This window comes from Shinella sp. HZN7, from assembly GCF_001652565.1.
Classification (GTDB): domain Bacteria; phylum Pseudomonadota; class Alphaproteobacteria; order Rhizobiales; family Rhizobiaceae; genus Shinella; species Shinella granuli.
The window spans coordinates 1,160,892-1,181,556 of record NZ_CP015736.1 but is presented as its reverse complement, the minus strand read 5'-3'; the positions used below and the strand labels follow the sequence as shown (position 1 = coordinate 1,181,556).

Below are 20,665 nucleotides of genomic sequence, written 5' to 3'. Positions count from 1 at the left end.
CCGCAGGGGAGAAGGGAGGAGCGGCATTGTCGCACTCCACATGCGGTTGCCCTGCTCCCGGCCGGATGGATCGGGCCTTCGCCAGTGCCTCCGGCACGCATCCCTGCGGCCGGCCGAAGATCACATATCAGGACAGACCGTCCCCTCGCCGTGCTCTTTCAGGCGAGGGTCCGTGCAGCCCGACCTCTCCCAGACATCACATGTTTGGATAGACCGGCCCTTCGCCGCCCTGCGGGGGCACCCAGTTGATGTTCTGGTTGGGGTCCTTGATGTCGCAGGTCTTGCAGTGCACGCAGTTCTGCGCGTTGATGACGAACACGTCCTTGCCGTCCTTCTCCACCCATTCGTAGACACCGGCGGGACAGTAGCGGGTGGACGGACCGGCATAGACGTCGAGCTCCGAGGTCTTCTGCAGCTCCGGGTTCTTCAGCTGCAGGTGGATCGGCTGGTCCTCCTCGTGGTTGGTGTTCGACAGGAACACCGAGGAGAGGCGGTCGAAGGTCAAGACGCCATCCGGCTTCGGATAGTCGATGCGGCTGTGCTTGGCCGCCGGTTCCAGGCTCTCGGCATCCGTCTTGCCGTGCTTCAGCGTGCCGAAGATCGATCCGCCGAACAGCGTGTTCGTCCACATGTCGAGGCCGCCGAGCGCCACGCCCACCGCCGTGCCGAACTTCGACCACAGCGGCTTGACGTTCCTGACCTTCTTCAGGTCCGAGCCGATGGCGCTGTCGCGCCAGCCCTGCTCGATCTCGATCGGCTCGTCATTGGCGCGGCCCGCCGCAATCGCATCCGCCAGCTTCTCCGCGGCGAGGATGCCCGAGAGCACCGCATTGTGGCTGCCCTTGATGCGCGGCACGTTGACGAAGCCGGCCGAGCAGCCGATCAGCGCCCCGCCCGGGAACGACAGTTTGGGAACCGACTGGTAGCCACCCTCGGTGATGGCGCGCGCACCGTAGGACAGCCGCTTGCCGCCCTCGAAGGTGCCCCTGATGGCGGGATGCGTCTTGAAGCGCTGGAATTCCTCGAAGGGGAAAAGATAGGGGTTCTTGTAGTTGAGGTGCACGACGAAGCCGACGGCGACGAGGTTGTCTTCCAGGTGATAGAGGAACGAGCCGCCACCGGTCTTCATGCCGAGCGGCCAGCCGAAGGAGTGCTGGACGAGGCCGGGCCTGTGGTTCTCGGGCCTCACCTGCCAGAGTTCCTTGAGGCCGATGCCGAACTTTTGCGGCTCGCGGCCCTCGTCCAGCCTGAACTTCGCGATGAGCTGCTTGGCCAGCGAGCCGCGCACGCCTTCGGAGATCAGCGTGTACTTGCCGAGCAGCGCCATGCCGCGGGTGTAGTTCGGGCCGGGCTCGCCGCTCCGCTCGATGCCCATGTCGCCGGTGGCGACGCCGATGACGGCGCCCTCGTCGTTGTAGAGCACTTCGGTCGCGGCAAAGCCGGGATAGATCTCGACGCCGAGTTCTTCCGCCTTGGTCGCGAGCCACCGACAGACATTGCCGAGCGAGACGATGTAGTTGCCGTGGTTGTTCATCAGCGGCGGCATGGCGAAGTTCGGCAGGCGCACCGAGCCGGCGGGGCCGAGCAAGAGGAAATGGTCGTCCGTCACCTCGGTCTTGAAGGGATGGTCGGCGTCCTCGCGCCAGTCAGGCAAGAGGCGGTCGATGCCGATGGGATCGACGACGGCGCCGGACAGGATATGCGCGCCGACTTCCGCGCCCTTCTCCAGCACGACGACGGTGAGGTCAGGGTTCACCTGCTTCAACCGGATCGCTGCCGACAGGCCCGCAGGACCCGCACCCACGATCACAACGTCGAATTCCATGCTTTCGCGTTCGGGGAGTTCCATTTCTTCGCTCATTCGCCTCTCCACCCCGCAACCCCTCAAAAGCCGCGGCAATTCCCTCTGGTTAGCCTGTCATGGCAAATGCCGAAAGTCTTGTCGAGCCGTTCTGCGACAGAGTTTCCCTGCATTTGCGCATGACATCATGACAGGGTCGAAAGTTTATTGACTTTCACGTAAACGTCAATCGATTGCCGCCCGTATCAGCCGGTGCGCGCTTGATTCCGCCTCTCCGCCGCACTACGCATTCGAGCCGGCCCATCGGCAGAGGAAACGGGAACATGTCCGAGATTATCCGATCGCTCGAACGCGACTTGAACGATTTCGGCGACACGCTCCACCTTGTCGGAAGCGACCGGCTGACGAACCGGCATCCTGGCGAACATGCCGGCAATTTCGGCGCGGGCGCCATGGCCGAGCCGGCGACGCCCGAGGCGGCCGCCGCCGTGGTGCGCTGGTGCTTCGAAAACGACGTGCCCGTCGTGCCGCAGGGCGGGCGCACCGGCCTTGTCGGCGGCGGCATCAGCCGGCCGGGCGAGCTCATCCTCTCCACCGCCCGCCTCGACCGCATCGAGGCCATCGATCCCCTTGCCCGCACCGTCACGGTCGGCGCCGGCGTCACGCTGCAGGCCCTGCAGGAGGCGACGGCGGACGTCGGCCTCATTCCCGGCATCGACCTTGCCGCGCGCGGCAGCGCCACCATCGGCGGCATGATCGCCACCAATGCCGGCGGCATCCTCGCCTTCCGCAACGGCGTGATGCGCCACCAGGTGCTCGGCATCGAGGCGGTGATGCCGGACGGCAGCCTCGTCAGCGACCTGACGCGCGTGCTGAAGGTCAGCGCCGGGCCTGACATCAAGCAGTTGCTCATCGGCTCGGAAGGCGCCTACGGTTTCGTCACCCGCGCCGTGCTGAAGCTCGAAAGCTTCAACCCGATGCGCGCCACCGCGCTCGTCGGCGTGCCCGACGCCACGGCCGCCCTCGCGCTCATCGCCCATTTCCGCAGCCGGCCGGCCCTGCAGCTGGAGGGCGCCGAGCTGATGTGGCAGCGCTATCTGCGCGACAGCGCGGCGGACAAGGGCTTCGACCTCGGCTGGCTGGAGGCCGATACGCCCGCCATCCTCCTGATGGAAGTGTCCGCGGGCAGCGAGGCGGAGGCCCGCGAGGCGCTGGAAGAGGGCCTCGCCGCCCTCTGGGAGGAGCACGGTCTGACCAGCGGCATCGTCGCCGCCTCGCTCGACCAGGCCCGGCGCTTCTGGGCGCTGCGCGAGGACGGCGACTTCATGTACCGGCATTTCCCGGCCGCACCGTCCTTCGACGTCTCCGTGCCGCCGGGCGCGCTCGACGGATATGTCGACGGCCTGCGGCAGCGGCTGAAGGCCGTCGATCCGGGTTTCGACGCCTATGTCTACGGCCATGTCGCGGACGGCAACCTGCATATTTCCGTCATCGGCAACGGCGTGGCCGCACCGGGCGTCAAGGAACCGATCGAGGACGCCGTCTATACCGGCGTCGCGGAGCTCGGCGGCAGCTTTTCCGCCGAGCACGGGGTGGGAACGGAGAAGCGCCGCGCCTATCTCAGCTACGGCAATGCATCGCGCCGCGCCGTGGCGCAGGCGATCAAGGCCGCGCTCGACCCGAAAAACCTCTTCAATCCGGGCAAGGTGCCCTATCGCGCCGACGCGCCCCGAACATAGGACAGACCACGATGGATCTAGGAATTGCCGGCAAACGCGCCCTCGTCCTCGCCTCCTCCCGCGGCCTCGGCAAGGGCATTGCCGAAGCGCTCGCCCGCGAGGGCGCGCATGTCCTCCTGTGCGGGCGCAGCGCCGAGACGCTTGCGGCCAATTGCGCGGCCATCAATGCGGCAGGCCCCGGCCGCGCCGACTGGGTGCAGGCCGATCTTAGCGACGAGGACGTCGTCGAGACGCTCGTGAAGGCGACGCGGGAAAAGCTCGGCGGGGTCGATATCCTCGTCAACAATTCCGGCGGGCCGACGCCCGGCTCCACCGAGGACATGAGCGAGGAAAAGCTGGCCACCTATTTCCAGTCCATGGTGCTGCGCATCATCACGCTCACCAACCGGCTGCTGCCCGTCATGAAGGAGCAGCGCTGGGGCCGCATCCTGACGGTCGCCTCCTCCGGCGTCATCGAGCCGATCCCGGGCCTGGCGCTGTCCAACACGCTGCGCCCGGCGCTGGCCGGCTGGTCGAAGACGCTGGCGAGCGAGGTCGCTGAATACGGCATCACCAGCAACATGCTCCTGCCCGGCAGCATCCTGACCGACCGGCTGAAGAGCCTCGACGCCGCCGCCGCCGAGCGCAGCGGCAGGAGCGTCGCCGAGGTGCGCGCGGCCTCGGAACGGGCGATCCCGGCCCGGCGCTACGGCGCCGTGGAGGAATTCGCGGCGACCGCCGCCTTCCTGTGCAGCGCGCCGGCCAGCTACGTCACCGGCAGCCTCATCCGCTGCGACGGCGGCGCGGCGCGCTCGGTCTGAGGTGTCGGGGGCCGACCCTCGTCCGGCAGGCCATCGCACAGGGAAGGAAACCGTTGCCGTTTTCCTTTCTCCCCCCCGGGGAGAAGGTGGCCCGAAGGGTCGGATGAGAAGGTGGTTCGGACGGATCGTCTGCGCCTTCGCCATCCCCCTCATCCGCCTGCCGGCACCTTCTCCCTGCGGGGGAGAAGGGGATGGGGCGACGCCGAACTCCATAGGCAACAGGCCTCCCACCTCGGGGAGAAGATCAGGCTGAGGGGCAATCATACCTTCCCCCTTGCCTTCCCCGCCCGCCTGTGCCATCTGGCGCGCTCTCCCATTTCCGGGCGCGCCGACGCGCCTTTCGCGCGGGGCTTTCGCTCCGCTTCAACACATTTTCGACGATCGAAGGGGCACGGCGATGGCACGGGCACTCGGGCTTGATTTCGGCACGACGAACACGGTTCTGGCGCTTTCCGAAGGCGCCGGGGCGACACGGTCCATGACCTTCACCAGCAGCGTCGGCATCACCGACACGATGCGCACGGCGCTGTCCTTCATGAAGGATCCGGTCGTCGGCGCCCAGGCGCTGAAGGTGGAGGCCGGGCAGGCGGCGATCCGCCAGTTCATCGACAATCCCGGCGACTGCCGCTTCCTGCAGTCGATCAAGACCTTTGCCGCGAGCGCCCTCTTCCAGGGCACGCTGGTCTTTGCCCGCCGCCATGCCTTCGACGACCTGATGGAGGTGTTCCTGCGCCGCCTGAAGGCCTATGCGGGCGATGGATGGCCGGCGGACGTCTCGCGCGTCATCGCCGGCCGGCCGGTGCAGTTCGCCGGTGCCAGCCCGGACCCGGCGCTCGCGCTTGAACGCTACAACGCGGCGCTGACGCGGCTCGGCTTCCCGGAGATCCACTATGTCTACGAGCCCGTCGCGGCGGCCTACTACTTCGCCCAGACGCTGAAGAGCGACGCCACCGTGCTGGTCGCCGATTTCGGCGGCGGCACGACGGACTATTCGCTGATCCGGTTCGAGCGGCAGGCCGGCCGGCTGACGGCGCAGCCGATCGGCCATTCGGGCGTCGGTATCGCGGGTGACCACTTCGATGCCCGCATGATCGAGCGCCTCGTCGCGCCGGAGATCGGCAAGGGCAGCTTCTTCAAGAGCTTCGACAAGGTCCTGGAGGTGCCGTCCGGCTATTATGCCAACTTCGCCCGCTGGAACCAGCTCTCGATCTTCAAGACGACGCGCGAATTCGCCGACCTCAAGTCGCTGGTCCGTTCGTCGCTCGAGCCGGAAAAGCTGGAGCTCTTCATCGATCTCGTCGAGCATGACGAGGGCTATCCGCTCTATCAGGCGATCTCGGCCACCAAGATGGCGCTGTCGGCAGCGGACGAGGCGGAATTCCACTTCGCCCCGCTCGGCGCCGCCGGCCGCAGGATGGTCAGGCGCTCCGATTTCGAGGAGTGGATCGCGCCGGACCTCGCCCGCATCGAGGGCGCGCTGGACGAGGTTCTGGAGAAGACCGGCACCGCGCCCGGCGCCATCGACAAGGTGTTCCTGACCGGCGGCACCTCCTTCGTGCCGGCCGTCAGGCGCGTCTTCACCCGTCGCTTCGATGCGGACCGCATCGAGAGCGGCGGCGAGCTGCTCTCGATCGCCCACGGCCTTGCGCTGATCGGCGAAAGCGACGATGTGGCGCAATGGGCGGCATGAGGATGACGGCGGCGCTTTCCTCCGGCAGGCCGCTTCGCTAAGGTGCAGCCATGAACGCCGCGAACGACCTCAATCCCGCACAGCTCCGATCGCTCCTGCATTTCTATGCGGATGCCGGCGTCGAATGGCTGCTGGAGGAAGAGGCCGTCGACCGCATCGCCGAATTCGAGGCGATGCGCGCGGCGCGCGGCATGCAGGCGTCGCGGGAAACCGCCCCCGCCCCGCAGCAGGCCACCCGGCCGGCGCCGGCCCGGCAGGAGCAATCGCGCGCCGCGGCCCCTGCCCCGAACGTCCTGCCCAATGTCGCGATACCGGACAGCCAGGCGGTGGCCGAGGCCAAGTTCGCGGCGGGCAGCGCCCGCTCGCTGGAGGAATTGCGCACGGCCATGGAGGCCTTCAACGGCTGCAACCTGAAGACCAGCGCCCGCTGCCTCGTCTTTGCCGCGGGCAATGCGAAGCCGTCGGTCATGGTGATCGGCGCCATGCCGAATGCCGACGACGACCGCGACGGCCAGCCCTTCTCCGGCCGTCAGGGCACGATGCTCGACCGCATGCTCGCCGGCATAGGCCTCGACCGGGCCGATCTTCTGCTGAGCAATGTCGTGCCGTGGCGGCCGCCCGGCAACCGCCCGCCCTCGCAGCGCGAGGCCGATATCTGCCGGCCGTTCATCGAGCGGCAGATCGCGCTCGCCGAGCCGAATCACCTGCTGATCCTCGGCAATTTCGCCGCGCGATTCCTGCTGCGCTCCAGCGACACGATCCACCAGTTGCGGGGAGAATGGCGGGAGGTTGCGATTTCCGGCCGCACCATCCCGGCTTTTGCGACGCTTCACCCGCAGGATCTGGTGACGGCGCCCGTCAGCAAGCGTCTCGTCTGGCAGGACCTGCTTGCTTTTCGTGCAGGGCTCCGGGCCTAGCCGGCAAGACAATATCGATATTTATCAATGGCTTGATTTTGAAAGCCCGCCCGCCATCGGCAGCCAATGCCAAAAACATGCCGCAAGCATGAACAAAATGTTTCACCAGTCATGCGATTTGCACATATCTGCCGGGCAGAATGTCGCATTGCAAAATCGATGTTGCGGCGCAATATAACGATACGGGAGGACAGGATTTAAGGAATCGACCCATGACCGCCCGCTTTCGGCCCATTCATTCGAGCTTCGAGACGCTCCGCCATTGCGGTCTTCGCACCGGCCACGGCTTCGGCGGCATCGCTGCCCCGGCCAACGAGCAGCTCACCGCCTCCGGTTTCGCCCGCATCCACCGCCCCGTCCAGCTCTTCGCCGAGTTCATCCAGCGCTGAGCCGATGCCGGGCGCCCGCCGGCGCCTTCCGATGCAGACCGACCCCAGGAGCAGACCATGGCCACTCTTCGCAAGCTGATGTCCGACATCGCCGATATCCGCGCCGCCGTGAACGCCGCCCGGGAATATGCCGTGCTGGCCTCCCTGCCGCGCGACGCCGCGCAGCGCCGCGACCCGCTCAAGGCCTTCCTGCCGAACTGAGCCCGGCCGTGGCTTTGAAGCCGGCCGACGCTGTGCTATTGTCTTCATCGTGAGGAGGTGAGACGCCTTTTCCTCCGGTGGAGACCGGGCCGAAGCCCGATCCCCGTTTCTTAGCTGATCGTCAGGGTGAACCGCCAAGTCCTGAACCTGATCGTCAGCGTAAGCCGGAATTTCAAACGTCTCACCTCCTTTCGTTTTGCCGCGGCTTTTTTGCCTGGCGCCTTCTCATAGCACAACCAGGCCGCGTTTCCCGCCCGTTCTGGCGATGCAAATAGTCCTGTGCGACTTTGAAGCCTGCCGGCGCTGTGTTATTGTCCTCATCGTGAGGAGGTGAGACGCCTTTTCCTCCGGTGGAGACCGGGCCGAAGCCCGGCCCCCTATTTTATCGGCTGACTGTCAGGGTTAGGCGCCAACCAAACAGCCTGACAACAACCGAAATCCGGATTCGCAAACGTCTCACCTCCTTTCACTTCGCCGGGCATTCGCCCGACACTCACCCATACCACAACCCAACCGGGAATTCCTTCTGTTCGCCGGGAGCGTTTCGGAAGTCTGATTGCTTTACGCCAGCCACTGTCGCAGTGGACAGCGCGCGGCCGTCGCAATAGAGCGACATTCCGACACCGAACGCGCCTTCCCCGGAGCCCCCATGCTGGCGAGCCTCATCTCCATTCTCAGCCTGATGCTGTCCACCCTCCTGATGATGGTCGCCTTCGGGCTGCAGAGTTATGTCGTGCCGGTGCGCGCGGTCGCGGAGGGCTGGTCGACGCAGACGATCTCGATGATCGCGACGGGCTATACGATCGGCTTCACGCTCTCCTGCATCGTCACGCCGAAATTCGTGCTGCTCGTCGGGCATGTGCGCGTCTTCGTGGCGCTGATCACGCTGCTGGCCATCGGCATCCTGCTCTGCGCCCTCGTCGTCGACTGGCGCGCCTGGATGGCGTTTCGCGCCATGTCGGGCTTTGCCATTTCCGGCAGCTACCTCATCATCGAAAGCTGGCTGAACGAACGCGTGACCAACGAGAACCGCGGCTCGATCTTCTCCGTCTACCTGATCACCACCATGGTGGGCACGATCGGCGGGCAATATCTCGTGCCGCTCGGCGACCCGTCCAACACCTCGCTCTTCATTCTGTGCGGCATCATCTTCTCCGTCGCCCTGCTGCCGACGGCACTTACCTCCTCGCCGCTGCCGGCCCCGCCGACGCAGGCGCGCTTCGATGTCGCAAAACTCTACCGGCGCTCGCCTGTCGCTGTTATCGGTGCTTTCCTTGCCGGGGCGATGTCCGGCGCCTGGCTGAACCTCGGCGGCGTGTTCACGCAGCGCAGCGGGCTTTCAACCGCCGAGGGGGCAACGCTGCTCGCCTGCGTGCTCCTCGGCAGCGCGCTCTCGCAGATCCCGATCGGCCGGGCCTCCGACCGGATGGACCGCCGCCTCGTCATGGTGGCCTGCGGTATCGTCGGCACGGTCTCGTGCCTTGCCATGGCCGCGGTCGCCGGCGGGCCGCCGGTGCTGCTCTACGTCGTCGCCGCCTTCGTCGGCTCGGTCATCTTCCCGATCTATGCGCTGAACGTCGCGCACGCCAACGACCGCGCGCAGCCCGACGAATATGTCGAGGTCTCTTCCGGCATGATGATCGTCTATGGCGTCGGCACCATTTCCGGCCCCATCATGGTCGGCCCGATCATGGACCGGTTCGGGCCGGGCGCGCTGTTCGTCGTGCTGGCGGCCTATTTCGTGCTCTACGGCGCCTATGCCGCCTGGCGCATCAGCCGGCGCGAGGAGAACGACGGCCTCGTCGTCAAGACCGATTACCAGGCGATGGCGGCGCAGCCGCTGGGCGCCGATGCCGCGGCCGCCGCGCTCCAGCCGGATGCGGCAGTGGAGGCGCGCATCGAGGATACGACGACGCCGGAATGGCGCTGATGCCTATCCCTGAAGGGTCTGGTGGCGCAGGACCGCCCGGCGCTTCAATTCGAGCTGATGCTCGCGCAGGATGACGAAGATGCCGGCGGCGACGACGACGGCCGTTCCGACGAGCATGGTCTGCGTCGGCACGTCGCCGAACACGACATAGCCGATGATGAGGCCGAGCACGATCGAGATATATTCGAACGGCGCAATGGTGGAGACGTCGGCATGGCGATAGCTCGCCGTCAGCAGGAGCTGCGCGATGCCGCCGCAGAAGCCGGCGAGCGCCATCAGGCCGAGCGACGGCCAGCCGAGCGCGGTCCAGCCGAAAGGCAGCGTGCCGAGCGAGAAGACCGAGGCGAACAGCGAGAAATAGAGCACGATGGTCGGCGTGCGCTCCGTCTGCACCAGCTTGCGCACCAGCACCATGGCAAAGGAGCCGAGCACGGCGAAGGCCAGCATGGCGAGCGCGCCCGTCGCCTCCGAGGAACCGAAGCCGCCCTCGCGGAACAACGTCAGGCGCGGCCAGCTTATGATGGCGACGCCCAGGAGCCCCACGAGCACCGCCGTCCAGCGATAGATGCCGACCTTCTCCTTGAGGACGATCGCGGCGACGACCACGGTGACGAGCGGCAGCGCATAACCGAGCGCGATCGATTCCGGCAGCGGCAGGTGCACGAGCCCGTAGAAGCCGCACCCCATCGAGAGGATGCCGACGAAGCCGCGCTTGAAATGGCCGAAGATGTCGTTGGTGCGGAAGGCGTCGCGCAGTTGGCCCTGCACGGCGAGGAAGACGATGATCGGCACCATGGCGAAGGCGGAGCGCAGGAAGGTGATCTGTCCTGCCGGAATATCCTTGCCGGCCGCCTTGATGAGCGCGGACATGCACAGGAAGATCACCACGGAAATGACCTTGAGCGAAATGCCCCGCATGGGGTTGGAGTACGGCATGTCCATGGAGAACTCGTCACGGCCGGCGGGCCGTGGCATCAGGCGTTGAGGAGAGACCGGAGAACCGATTCAGGCTGGCGGCAAGTCTATCCGGATCGGCTGGCGGATGGGATCAATTCTGGTGATGCGTCACGGATAATTTTGATCGGATCCGCAGGAGGAAACGACTGTCCCGGCAAAACACAAATTTGCAGTTTGCGAAGGCCCATGGAAATGAGATGTTAAGCCAATAAGCTTATCAATCCATGGAATTTGGGGGCAGACCGTCCGCGCCGCCCGTGACGTTGTACGAAAACGATACGGCCCGGACGGCAACGAGCAGGACATATCATGCGGACAGAGAACGGCCGGATCATTCATCTGGCAGATTATCGCCAGACCGACTTCGTTCTCGAGCGCGTCGACCTGACCTTCGAACTGGACCCGACGGAAACCAAGGTCGAGGCGCGGCTGATCTTCCACCGCCGCGAAGGCGCCGATCCCGCCGCACCGCTGGTGCTCGACGGCGACGAACTGGTGATGACCGGCCTGCTCTTCGACCAGATGGAGATGGATGCCGCGCGCTACGACGCCACGCCCGACAGCCTGACGATCCGCGACCTGCCGGCGACGGACCCCTTCGAGATCACCATCACGACGATGATCAATCCGGAGGCCAATACCCAGTTGATGGGCCTCTACCGCACCAACGGCGTCTACTGCACCCAGTGCGAGGCGGAGGGTTTCCGCCGCATCACCTATTTCCCCGACCGGCCGGACGTGCTCGCCGTCTATACGGTCAACATCATCGCCGACAAGGCGAGCTGCCCGCTGCTGCTGTCCAACGGCAATTTCCTCGGAGGCGCCGGCTACGGCGAAGGCAAGCATTTCGCCGCCTGGTTCGATCCGCACCCGAAACCGTCCTACCTCTTCGCGCTGGTCGCCGGCGATCTCGGCGTCGTGGAGGACACGTTCACCACCATGTCCGGCCGCGAGGTGACGCTGAGGATCTATGTCGAGCATGGCAAGGAGCCGCGCGCGGCCTATGCCATGGACGCGCTGAAGCGCTCCATGAAGTGGGACGAGGAGGTGTTCGGCCGCGAATACGACCTCGACATCTTCATGATCGTCGCCGTCTCCGACTTCAACATGGGCGCCATGGAGAACAAGGGGCTCAATGTCTTCAACGACAAATACGTGCTCGCCGACCCCGAGATCGCCACTGACCAGGACTATGCGAATATCGAGGCGATCATCGCGCATGAATATTTCCACAACTGGACCGGCAACCGCGTCACCTGCCGCGACTGGTTCCAGCTCTGCCTCAAGGAAGGCCTGACGGTCTACCGCGACCACGAATTCTCCGCCGACCAGCGCTCGCGCGCCGTCAAGCGCATCGCCGAGGTGCGCCACCTGAAATCGGAGCAGTTCCCGGAGGATGCCGGGCCGCTCGCCCATCCGGTGCGCCCGACGAAGTACCGCGAGATCAACAACTTCTACACGACGACCGTCTACGAAAAGGGCTCCGAGGTGACGCGCATGATCGCGACCATCGTCGGCAAGGACGGCTTCAAGAAGGGCATGGACCTCTATTTCGAGCGGCATGACGGCGATGCCGCAACGATCGAGGATTTCGTCACATGCTTCGAGGCGGCGAACGGCGTCGACCTCACGCAGTTCTCGCTCTGGTATCACCAGGCCGGCACGCCGCTCGTCAGCGTCTCGTCGAGCTACGACCAGGCGAAGGGTGCGTTCACGCTGTCGCTGGAGCAGATGATCCCGCCGACGCCCGGCCAGGCCACGAAGGAACCGATGCACATCCCGCTGCGCTTCGGCCTCCTTTCCGCCGACGGTTCCGAGGCGCTGCCCAGCGCCGTCAGCGGCGCCGACGTGACCGGTGACGTGCTGCATCTCCGGGAGCGCCGCCAGACGGTGACCTTCTCCGGCATCGCCTCGCGCCCGGTCGTCTCGCTCAACCGCAGCTTCTCCGCGCCAATCAACCTGCATTTCGAGCAGGCGCCCGCCGACCTTGCCCATATCGCCCGCCACGACAGCGATCTCTTCGCCCGCTGGCAGGCGCTGAACGACCTCGCCCTGCCGAACCTCGTCGAGGCCGCGCGCAAGGCACGGGCCGGTGAGACGGTCGAGACGAACCCGGTCCTAGCCGACACGCTGATCGCCATTGCCGGCGACGAGGCGCTGGAGCCGGCCTTCCGCGCGCAGGCGCTGGCGCTCCCCTCCGAATCCGACATCGCCCGCGAACTCGGCAGCAACAACGACCCGGACGCCATCCGCACCGGCCGCGAAGCCGTGCTCGCCTTCGTGGCGAACCGTAATCCCGCCGTCTTCGCCGCGCTCTTTGCGGGCCATCGCACCGGCGGCGCCTTCACGCCGGATGCGGCAAGCGCCGGCCGGCGGGCGCTGCGCAATGCCGCGCTCGCCTATCTCGCCGTCGCCGACGGCACGCCGGCCCGCGCCGCGGAGGCCTTCGCGGCGGCCGACAACATGACCGATCTCAGCGCGGCCCTCACCGTGCTCGCCCATCGCTTCCCGGACGCGCCGGAGACGGCGGCTGCGCTCGAAACCTTTCGCGCCCGCTTTGCCGACAATGCGCTGGTCATCGACAAATGGTTCTCCATCCAGTCGACCATTCCGGGCGACGGCGCGCTGGAACGCGTCAAGGCGCTGATGGAAAGCCCGCTCTTCAACAAGGCGAACCCGAACCGCGTGCGCGCGCTCGTCGGCACCTTCGCCTTCTCGAACCCGACCGGCTTCAACCGGGCGGACGGCGCCGGCTACCGCTTCCTCGCCGAGCAGATCCTCGAGATCGACCCGAAGAACCCGCAGCTCGCCGCCCGCATCCTCACCTCCATGCGCTCCTGGCGTGCGCTGGAGGATGGCCGATCGGACCATGCGCGCAACGCGCTGCGCACGATCGCGGCGGGCGAGAAGCTGTCTTCGGACGTTTCCGACATCGTGGAGCGCATGCTGAAGGGGTGAGCGAACGGCATCCTCTCCGGTCGGCAGGACCGGAGAGGATGCCATCCCGCGAAGCGCCCCTCGCGCCGCCGCAACCCCAATTTCCCAACCGTAATAATTGGTTAATAGTCCGTTACCTTTTCCTCTGGACAAGCCGAATCACAATTGATTCATTAAGGCAGATTCGGGCGAGCGGCGCGCCGAATCACGAGAGGGTACAAGGTTTAAGACTATGACGGACGCGCAACGAGGACGCGCAGCCGGCGGGTGGACTCACCTCAAATTTCCGGGAATGGCGGCCTGGGAAAATGAGCTGACGGGACAGGCGAAGATTTTCGCCGGGCCAGCCGCACGGCATCTGACACGGGCCGAGCCCGTGCTGAAGCGGTCGATACCGATCCTGATCATCGCCTTTCTGTTCGTGGTGGCCATTTCGCGCATGGCCGGCATCCTGGTCGAGCACGACCGGATGGAGACCGGCGTGAAGGACACGACCTCGCTGACGGCGATGGCCGTCGGGGCGGTGTTCTCCGGCCCCATGGCCGAGAGCCTTGCGAAATCCGACCGCATGGCGGTCGAGGCGGCGCTCTCCCTGCATCTGCCGCAGGACCGCATGCAGCCGGGCGGGCTGGTTCTCTTCGTCGCGGAAAAAGGCCAGGTCTTCGGCGCCTCGCTGGGCGCGGCGCGCTATGTCGGCCTGTCGCTGGCGCGGTTCGCGCCGGAGCTGGCGGCAACCCAGTATTTCGGCGATCCGGCCGGCGTCTTCCGTGCCCGCATCGGCGATGAGGACTATTACGCCTCGCTCGTGCAGATGCCCAAGAAGGGCGGCTTCATCATCGTCGCCAATCCGCTCGGGCAGCTCGCGACGTTCTGGCGCGATGAGGTGGCGTTGAACGTCACGCTGTTTTCCGGCATTTCGGCCATCCTGCTCGTCATCCTCTATGCCTATTACATCCAGGCGAAGCGCGCGCGCGATGCGGATGCGATCTTCGCGGAATCGAACCTGCGCGTCGAGACGGCGCTCGCCCGCGGCCGCTGCGGCCTCTGGGATTTCGACCTCACGAGCCGACGGCTGTTCTGGTCGCGCTCCATGTATGAAATGCTCGGCATGCCGGCGCGCGACAGCGTTCTGTCCTTCGGCGATGCCGCCCGGCTGATGCATCCCGACGACGACGGCATCTACCAGGTCGCCCGGGCCGTGGCGCGCGGCGAGGCTAAGCAGGTGGACCAGGTGTTCCGCATGCGCCATGCCGAAGGGCACTATGTGTGGCTGCGCGCCCGCGCCCAGCTCATCCGCATGGCCTCCGGCCGCATGCACATGATCGGCATCGCCATGGATGTCACCGAGCAGCACCGGCTCGCCCAGCGCTACCAGGAGGCCGACCAGCGGCTGGCCGACGCCATCGAATGCACCTCCGAGGCCTTCGTGCTGTGGGACAAGAGCGACCGGCTCGTCATGTGCAATGCGCACTACCAGCAGGCCTATGGCCTTCCCGACGACGTGCTCGTTCCCGGCACGGACCGGGCGACGGTGCATGCCGCGGCGGCCCGGCCGGTCATCGAGCGGCGCATCGCGGATGCCGACGGCACCGGCGCCTCGCAGACCAGCGAGGTGCAGCTTGCCGACGAGCGCTGGCTGCAGATCAACGAGCGGCGCACCCGCGACGGCGGCCTCGTCTCCGTCGGCACCGACATCACCATGATGAAGCGCCACCAGGTGCGCCTGCGCGAATCCGAGCGCCGCCTGATGGCGACGATCGGCGACCTCTCGGCCTCCCGCGCCAAGCTGGAGCGGCAGAAGGCCGAGCTTTCCCTTGCCAATGCCAATTACCAGGCGGAAAAGGACCGCGCGGAGGCGGCCAACCGGGCCAAGTCCGAATTCCTCGCCAACATGTCGCATGAGCTGCGCACGCCGCTCAACGCCATCCTGGGCTTTTCCGAAATCCTGCAGAACCAGATGTTCGGCCCGCTCGGCTCGGACAAGTACCGCGAATATTCCCGCGACATCCACGAGAGCGGCAAGCATCTCCTCAACGTCATCAGCGACATCCTCGACATGTCGAAGATCGAGGCCGGCCACATGCGCATCAGCTGCGAGACGGTCGACCTGTCGCCGCTGATCGAGGAGACGCTGCGCCTCACCATGCTGCAGGCGGAAAAGAAGCACATCGAGGTGCAGCAGGCCTGCCCGGGCAACCTGCTGACCGTCGCCGACCGCCGCGCCATGAAGCAGATCCTGCTGAACCTCCTGTCGAACGCCATGAAGTTCACCAATGCCGGGGGCACGGTGAAGGTGCGCGCGCGCAGGGTGGACGGCGCCGTCACGCTGACGATCGCCGACACCGGCATCGGCATCCCGAAATCCGCGCTGCAGAAGATCGGCCAGCCCTTCGAGCAGGTGCAGAGCCAGTACGCCAAGAGCAAGGGCGGCTCCGGCCTCGGCCTCGCCATCTCCCGCTCGCTCGCCCACCTGCACGGCGGGGCCATGCGCATCCACTCCGTCGAGGGCAAGGGCACGATCATCTCCGTGCGCATCCCCGACCGGGAACGGCTGGCGGCGCTGCACCTGGCGGCGGCCTGAGGGCGACCGCGCGAGGACGCTCCTCTCTGCCAAGCCGTCCCTTGACCGCAGAACCATCGCCTATGGAAGGAAACCGTCGCCCCATCCCCTTCTCCCCCGCGGGGAGAAGGTGCCGGCAGGCGGATAAGGGGGATGCCTAAGGCACAAACGATCCGTCCGAGCCATTCCCTCATCCGACCCTTCGGGCCACCTTCTCCCCGCGGGGAGAAGGGAAGAGTGGCACCGTCGAACTCCATAGACGATTGCCCCGTCCTTGTGGCGGAAATGCCGGGCAGGGCAGAGGGAGGTAGCGCTTACCCTCTCACCACCCCCTGAAAGATCTTCCGCACCGCCTTGGAGACACGCCGTATCTCCGCCTCCAGCGTGCGCACGTCCGGGCAGTCGCCGGCGCGGCAGACGAGGTCGAGGAGACCGGCGGGCGCCTCCTTCGGGTCGAAGCCGCCATCGACGCTGAGGCGCACGATCTGGGAGATCTCCGTATAGAGGGTGAGCGCCCGCTGCACCGTGTCGAGATCGTTCGGGTCCATCATGCTCTGTCCGAGCAGGGCCAGCGCATCGCCCGTCGGCAGCGCCTTTTCCGGCTGCGCGGCGCCCCGCGCGGGTGCCACCAGCGCGAGGAACTGGGCGATGAACTCGATGTCGATCAGCCCGCCGGCAATCAGCTTCAGGTCCCAGATGTCCTTCGGCGGCTTTTCCTGGTCGATCAGCGTCCGCATCTCGACCACGTCCCTGGCGATCTTGCCCGCATCGCGCGCGCGGGCGAGCACCGCGCGGAAAATCTCCTCCGCCTGCCGCATCAGGCTCTCGTCGCCGCAGAGCACGCGGGCGCGGGTCAGCGCCATGTGCTCCCAGGTCCAGGCCTCCTCCGCCTGGTACTTGGCGAAGGCGGTGATGCGGGTGGCGACCGGCCCCTTGTTGCCGGAAGGGCGAAGCCGCATGTCGACCTCGTAGAGCACGCCTTCGGCCGTCGGCGCGGAGAGCGCCGCGATCAGGCGCTGCGTGATGCGGGTGAAATACCTGACGTTGTCGAGCGGCTTGGCGCCGTCCGATTCGAAGGTGTCGCCGTCGTGGTCGTAGAGCAGGATCAGATCGATGTCCGAGCCCGCCGTCAGCTCGAAACTGCCGAGCTTGCCCATGCCGACCAGCGCGACGCGCCCGCCGGGAAACCTGCCATGCGCCGCCTCGACCTCCTCCAGCACCGCCTTGAAGGCTGCCTGGACGATGAGATCGGCGACATGGGTGAAGGCCCGGGCGGCCTGCTTTCCGGTGATCGCGCCGGTCAACAGGCGAATGCCGATGAGGAAGCGCTGTTCGGCGGCGATGATGCGCAGGCGATCGAGGATCTCCTCGTAATGCCGCGCGCCGGAAACGAAGCCGTCGATACGCTCGGAGAGATAGGCGCGGGTCGGCAGTTCGGCGAGAAGCCCCGGATCGAGCATGCCGTCGAAGACATGGGGCTTTGCCGCGATCACCTCGGCAAGGCGCGGCGCCGACGACATGATGTTGACGATGAGGGAGAGCAGCGCCGGATTGTTGCCGAGCAGCGAGAAGAGCTGGATGCCCGCCGGCAGGCCGGAGATGAAATTGTCGAAGCGCAGCAGCGCTTCGTCCGCCCGCTTGCTCTCGCCGAAGACGCGCAGCAGCTCCGGCGTCAGCTCCGTCAGCCGCTCGCGCGCCTCGACGGACTGCGTGGCGCGGTAGCGGCCGTAGTGCCAGGTGCGGATGGTGCGGGAAATGTCGGCGGGGCGCTCGAAGCCGAGGCGCTTCAGCGTCTCCAGCGTGTCCGGATCGTCCTTCTGGCCGGTGAAGACGAGATTGCCGGTCTCCGAGGAGAGCTTCGCCTCCTGCTCGAAGAGCGCCGCATAGCGCCGCTCCACGGTCTTCAGCACCTCGACCAGCCGGGCGGAAAAGGCCGCCGTATCCGCAAAACCCAGCATATAGGCGATGCGCTTCAGTTCGGCCTCGGTTTCCGGCAGCACATGGGTCTGCTCGTCGCGCACCATCTGGATGCGATGCTCGACATCGCGCAGGAACCAGTAGGCCTGCGTCAGCTCGTCGGCCGTCGCCGCGTCGATCCAGCCCGCCCTGGCGAGTTCCGCCAGCATCGGCTCGGTGGCGCGCAGGCGCAGCGCCGGAACGCGCCCGCCGGCGATGAGCTGCTGGGTCTGCACGAAGAACTCGATCTCGCGGATGCCGCCGCGGCCGAGCTTGACATTGTGGCCCTTCACCGCGATCTCGCCATGGCCCTTGTGCACATGGATCTGCCGCTTGATCGAATGGATGTCGGCGATGGCCGCATAGTCGAGATACTTGCGGAAGACGAAGGGCGTGAGGTCCTTGAGGAAGGCTTCGCCGGCCGCAAGGTCGCCGGCAACGGGCTTTGCCTTGATGAAGGCGGCGCGCTCCCAGTTCTGTCCCCTGCCCTCGTAATAGAGCATCGCCGAATCGACCGAGATGGCGAGCGGCGTCGCGCCGGGGTCGGGCCGCAGGCGCAGGTCCGTGCGGAAGACGTAGCCGTCCGCCGTGCGCTCCTGCATGATGCGGATCAGCCGGCGGACAAGGCGGGAAAAGGTCTCGACGGCCTCGCTCGGATCGACGGCGATGCCGGCCATCGGATCGAAGAAGACGACGAGGTCGATATCGGAGGAGTAATTCAACTCCGCCGCGCCCAGCTTGCCCATGCCGAGCACGATGAGGCCGGAGCCCTCGCTCGGGCGCGCGGGGTCGGGCAGTTTCAGCTTGCCGCTCTCATGCGCCGATAAAAGCAGGTGGTCGATGGCCGCGGAGGTGGTCGCCTCGGCAAGATCCGTCAACAATGCCGTGGTACGCCGCGCGTCAAAGATGCGGGCAAGGTCGGCAAGGGCGGTGAAGAAGGCGACCTCGCGCTTGGCGCGGCGCAGCCGGGTCATCAGCACGGCCTCCGTCACCTCGCCGTCCTCCGCCCGCCAGGCCTTGCGGGCGCCGTCGATGGCGGCCTGCACGGCGGGCAGGATCGGCTCTTCGAGCGCGCGGGCGAGCAGGCCGGGATCGATGCGGGCCGTGTCGCGCAGATAGGGCGAGAGCGACAGGGTCGCGACGATGAAATCCTTGAGCGGCCCCTCCTCGCCGAGGAGCCGTGCGATCGCGGCATGCTCCCTGCCCCAGTCCTTGAGGTCGGACAGGACCGACTTGACCTCGGTCTGGCTGAGAGCCCGCACGGGGCTCGCCGAAAGATCGGAAAACCGCGTCGTTTCCGCTGCGCTCATGATGCCTCCTCACCGCATCCGGCCGATGAAAGGCCGGCGCGAAAAGGTGTATCAGTCCGCGGCGACGGGGAAAACCATCCTGACCGTCAGCCCCCGATTGTTTTCCCGCTCCGGATGGGTCGCGTCGAGCTCCAGGCGGCCATGGTGCATTTCCATGACGGCGCCGGCCAGCGAAAGGCCGAGGCCCGTGCCGGGCTTGGAACGGCTGGCATCGAGCCGCACGAAGCGCTTCACCACATCCTCGCGCTTGTCGTCGGGCACGCCCGGGCCGCTGTCGGCGACCGAGAGCACGACGTCGCCCTGCCGCCGTTGCAGGGAAATGCGGATCTCCGGCTCGCCGCCGCTGCCCTCGGCATATTTGATGGCATTGTCGATGAGGTTGCCGAGCGCCTGGCCGACGAGCTCGCGGTTGCCCTTGACCTCGACGCCGTCGGCAATGTCGGTCACCAGCGTGAGGCCGCTGTCCTCGGCCACCGGCTCGTAGAGCTCGGCGCCGTCCTGGGCGATGCCGCTGATGTCGATCGCGCTCATCTCGGCCGGTGCCTGCCCCGCCTCGACGCGGGAAATCATCAGGAGCGCGTTGAAGGTGCGGATGAGCTGGTCGGATTCCCCGATCATCTCCTCCAGCGCCGTGCGGTAATCGGCCCGATCGCCGCCGGCAAGCGCCGCCTCCGCCTTGTTGCGCAGCCGGGTGAGCGGCGTCTTCAGGTCATGCGCGATATTGTCGGAGACCTGCTTCAGGCCCTCGTCGAGCTTCTCAATGCGGCCGAGCATGGTGTTGAGCGATTCCGACAACCGGTCGAACTCGTCGCCCGAACCGCTGGTCGGCAGGCGCTGCGAGAGGTCGCCCGCCATGATTCGCTGGCTGGCGCCGGACATGCGGTCCATGCGCTTCAGCGCATTGCGCCCGATCAGGTACCAGATGGCGAGCGCCCCGAAGCCCATGACGCCGAGCGCCACCATCAGCGCCTGGCGCACCAGATAACGGAAATTCTCGGGCTCGCCGAGATCGCGGCCGACGAGCACGCGCAGGCCGTTGGTGAGCACGATGACCTGCGCATAGGCCATCGGGCGGTTGTTGCCGCGCGCCTCCTCCTGGTAGCGCTGGTAGCGGAAGGGCGTCTCCGTCCAGCCTTCGGTGTCGAGCACGCCCGGCTGCAGCGACGCCACGTTGCCGGCCAGCACCTCGCCCGTCGGGCTTGCGATGATGTAGAGATTGGCGCCCGGCTGGCGCGAGCGCCGTTCCAGCGTGCGCAGGAGGCCGTTCATGCCGTTGCCTTCGAAGACGCGCTCGATCTGCTCGACCTCCTGCGCCACCGCCTCGCGCATCTGCTGGCGCAGCAGCCGTTCCGACATGGAGGAGACGTAGAAGACGAGGAAGGCCGCGCACAGGGCGAACAGCAGCAGATAGACGGCGGAAAGCCGCACCGCGGTCGTGCGATAGAGGGCGGTCAGCCTGCCGAGCATTCGATGCATGG

At 66.6% G+C, this 20,665-nt stretch carries 13 protein-coding genes; 9 read left to right on the top strand and 4 right to left on the bottom strand.

The features are described 5' to 3' along the window. Positions 1 to 196: 196 nt before the first annotated feature. Positions 197 to 1,861, bottom strand: a complete 1,665-nt coding sequence (locus shn_RS05650) for an electron transfer flavoprotein-ubiquinone oxidoreductase (RefSeq protein ID WP_064329533.1) — start codon at positions 1,859 to 1,861, stop codon at positions 197 to 199. A gap of 263 nt (positions 1,862 to 2,124) precedes the next feature. Here shn_RS05650 and shn_RS05645 point away from each other — a divergent pair, with 263 nt between their 5' ends. The 7 genes from shn_RS05645 to shn_RS05625 all read left to right on the top strand — a co-directional run bounded on the left by shn_RS05645 (position 2,125) and on the right by shn_RS05625 (position 9,467). Further along, positions 2,125 to 3,540, top strand: coding sequence for an FAD-binding oxidoreductase (locus shn_RS05645; RefSeq protein WP_084437810.1), 1,416 nt, complete (start codon positions 2,125 to 2,127; stop codon positions 3,538 to 3,540). An 11-nt stretch (positions 3,541 to 3,551) separates the two neighbouring features. Beyond that, entirely contained in the window at positions 3,552 to 4,340 is a 789-nt protein-coding gene (locus shn_RS05640; RefSeq protein WP_064329532.1) for an SDR family oxidoreductase, read from the top strand. A 397-nt stretch (positions 4,341 to 4,737) separates the two neighbouring features. Next, positions 4,738 to 6,030 (top strand): Hsp70 family protein, encoded by a 1,293-nt coding sequence (locus shn_RS05635; protein ID WP_064329531.1) that lies wholly within the window; start codon positions 4,738 to 4,740, stop codon positions 6,028 to 6,030. 50 nt (positions 6,031 to 6,080) lie between these two features. Beyond that, positions 6,081 to 6,947 (top strand): uracil-DNA glycosylase family protein, encoded by an 867-nt coding sequence (locus tag shn_RS05630; RefSeq protein WP_064329530.1) that lies wholly within the window; start codon positions 6,081 to 6,083, stop codon positions 6,945 to 6,947. Positions 6,948 to 7,159: 212 nt separating this feature from the next. Continuing rightward, positions 7,160 to 7,336 (top strand): hypothetical protein, encoded by a 177-nt coding sequence (locus shn_RS36330; protein WP_162852966.1) that lies wholly within the window; start codon positions 7,160 to 7,162, stop codon positions 7,334 to 7,336. A 57-nt stretch (positions 7,337 to 7,393) separates the two neighbouring features. Beyond that, positions 7,394 to 7,537: a hypothetical protein gene (locus shn_RS36325; protein WP_162852965.1), complete on the top strand. Its 144-nt coding sequence runs from the start codon at positions 7,394 to 7,396 to the stop codon at positions 7,535 to 7,537. Positions 7,538 to 8,186: 649 nt separating this feature from the next. Beyond that, positions 8,187 to 9,467, top strand: coding sequence for an MFS transporter (locus shn_RS05625; RefSeq protein WP_064329529.1), 1,281 nt, complete (start codon positions 8,187 to 8,189; stop codon positions 9,465 to 9,467). 3 nt (positions 9,468 to 9,470) lie between these two features. Here the strand turns inward: shn_RS05625 and shn_RS05620 are convergent, their stop codons facing one another. Further along, complete coding sequence (locus shn_RS05620) at positions 9,471 to 10,409, bottom strand: DMT family transporter (protein ID WP_064329528.1); 939 nt, start codon at positions 10,407 to 10,409, stop codon at positions 9,471 to 9,473. Between the two features lie 324 nt (positions 10,410 to 10,733). Here shn_RS05620 and pepN point away from each other — a divergent pair, with 324 nt between their 5' ends. Both pepN and shn_RS05610 read left to right on the top strand, forming a co-directional pair. Further along, positions 10,734 to 13,382 carry an aminopeptidase N gene (gene pepN / locus shn_RS05615; RefSeq protein WP_064329527.1) on the top strand — a complete coding sequence of 883 codons (2,649 nt, stop codon included), beginning with the start codon at positions 10,734 to 10,736 and terminating at the stop codon, positions 13,380 to 13,382. Positions 13,383 to 13,593: 211 nt separating this feature from the next. Beyond that, positions 13,594 to 15,942, top strand: coding sequence for a PAS domain-containing sensor histidine kinase (locus tag shn_RS05610; RefSeq protein WP_064329526.1), 2,349 nt, complete (start codon positions 13,594 to 13,596; stop codon positions 15,940 to 15,942). A gap of 293 nt (positions 15,943 to 16,235) precedes the next feature. On the opposite strand, the gene shn_RS05605 is transcribed toward shn_RS05610, so the two are convergent. Beyond that, positions 16,236 to 19,187 carry a bifunctional [glutamine synthetase] adenylyltransferase/[glutamine synthetase]-adenylyl-L-tyrosine phosphorylase gene (locus tag shn_RS05605; RefSeq protein ID WP_064329525.1) on the bottom strand — a complete coding sequence of 984 codons (2,952 nt, stop codon included), beginning with the start codon at positions 19,185 to 19,187 and terminating at the stop codon, positions 16,236 to 16,238. A 51-nt stretch (positions 19,188 to 19,238) separates the two neighbouring features. Further along, the gene (locus tag shn_RS05600; RefSeq protein ID WP_064329524.1) at positions 19,239 to 20,654 is read right to left on the bottom strand and encodes a HAMP domain-containing sensor histidine kinase; all 1,416 of its coding nucleotides are present in this window, start codon (positions 20,652 to 20,654) and stop codon (positions 19,239 to 19,241) included. Positions 20,655 to 20,665 lie beyond the last annotated feature (11 nt).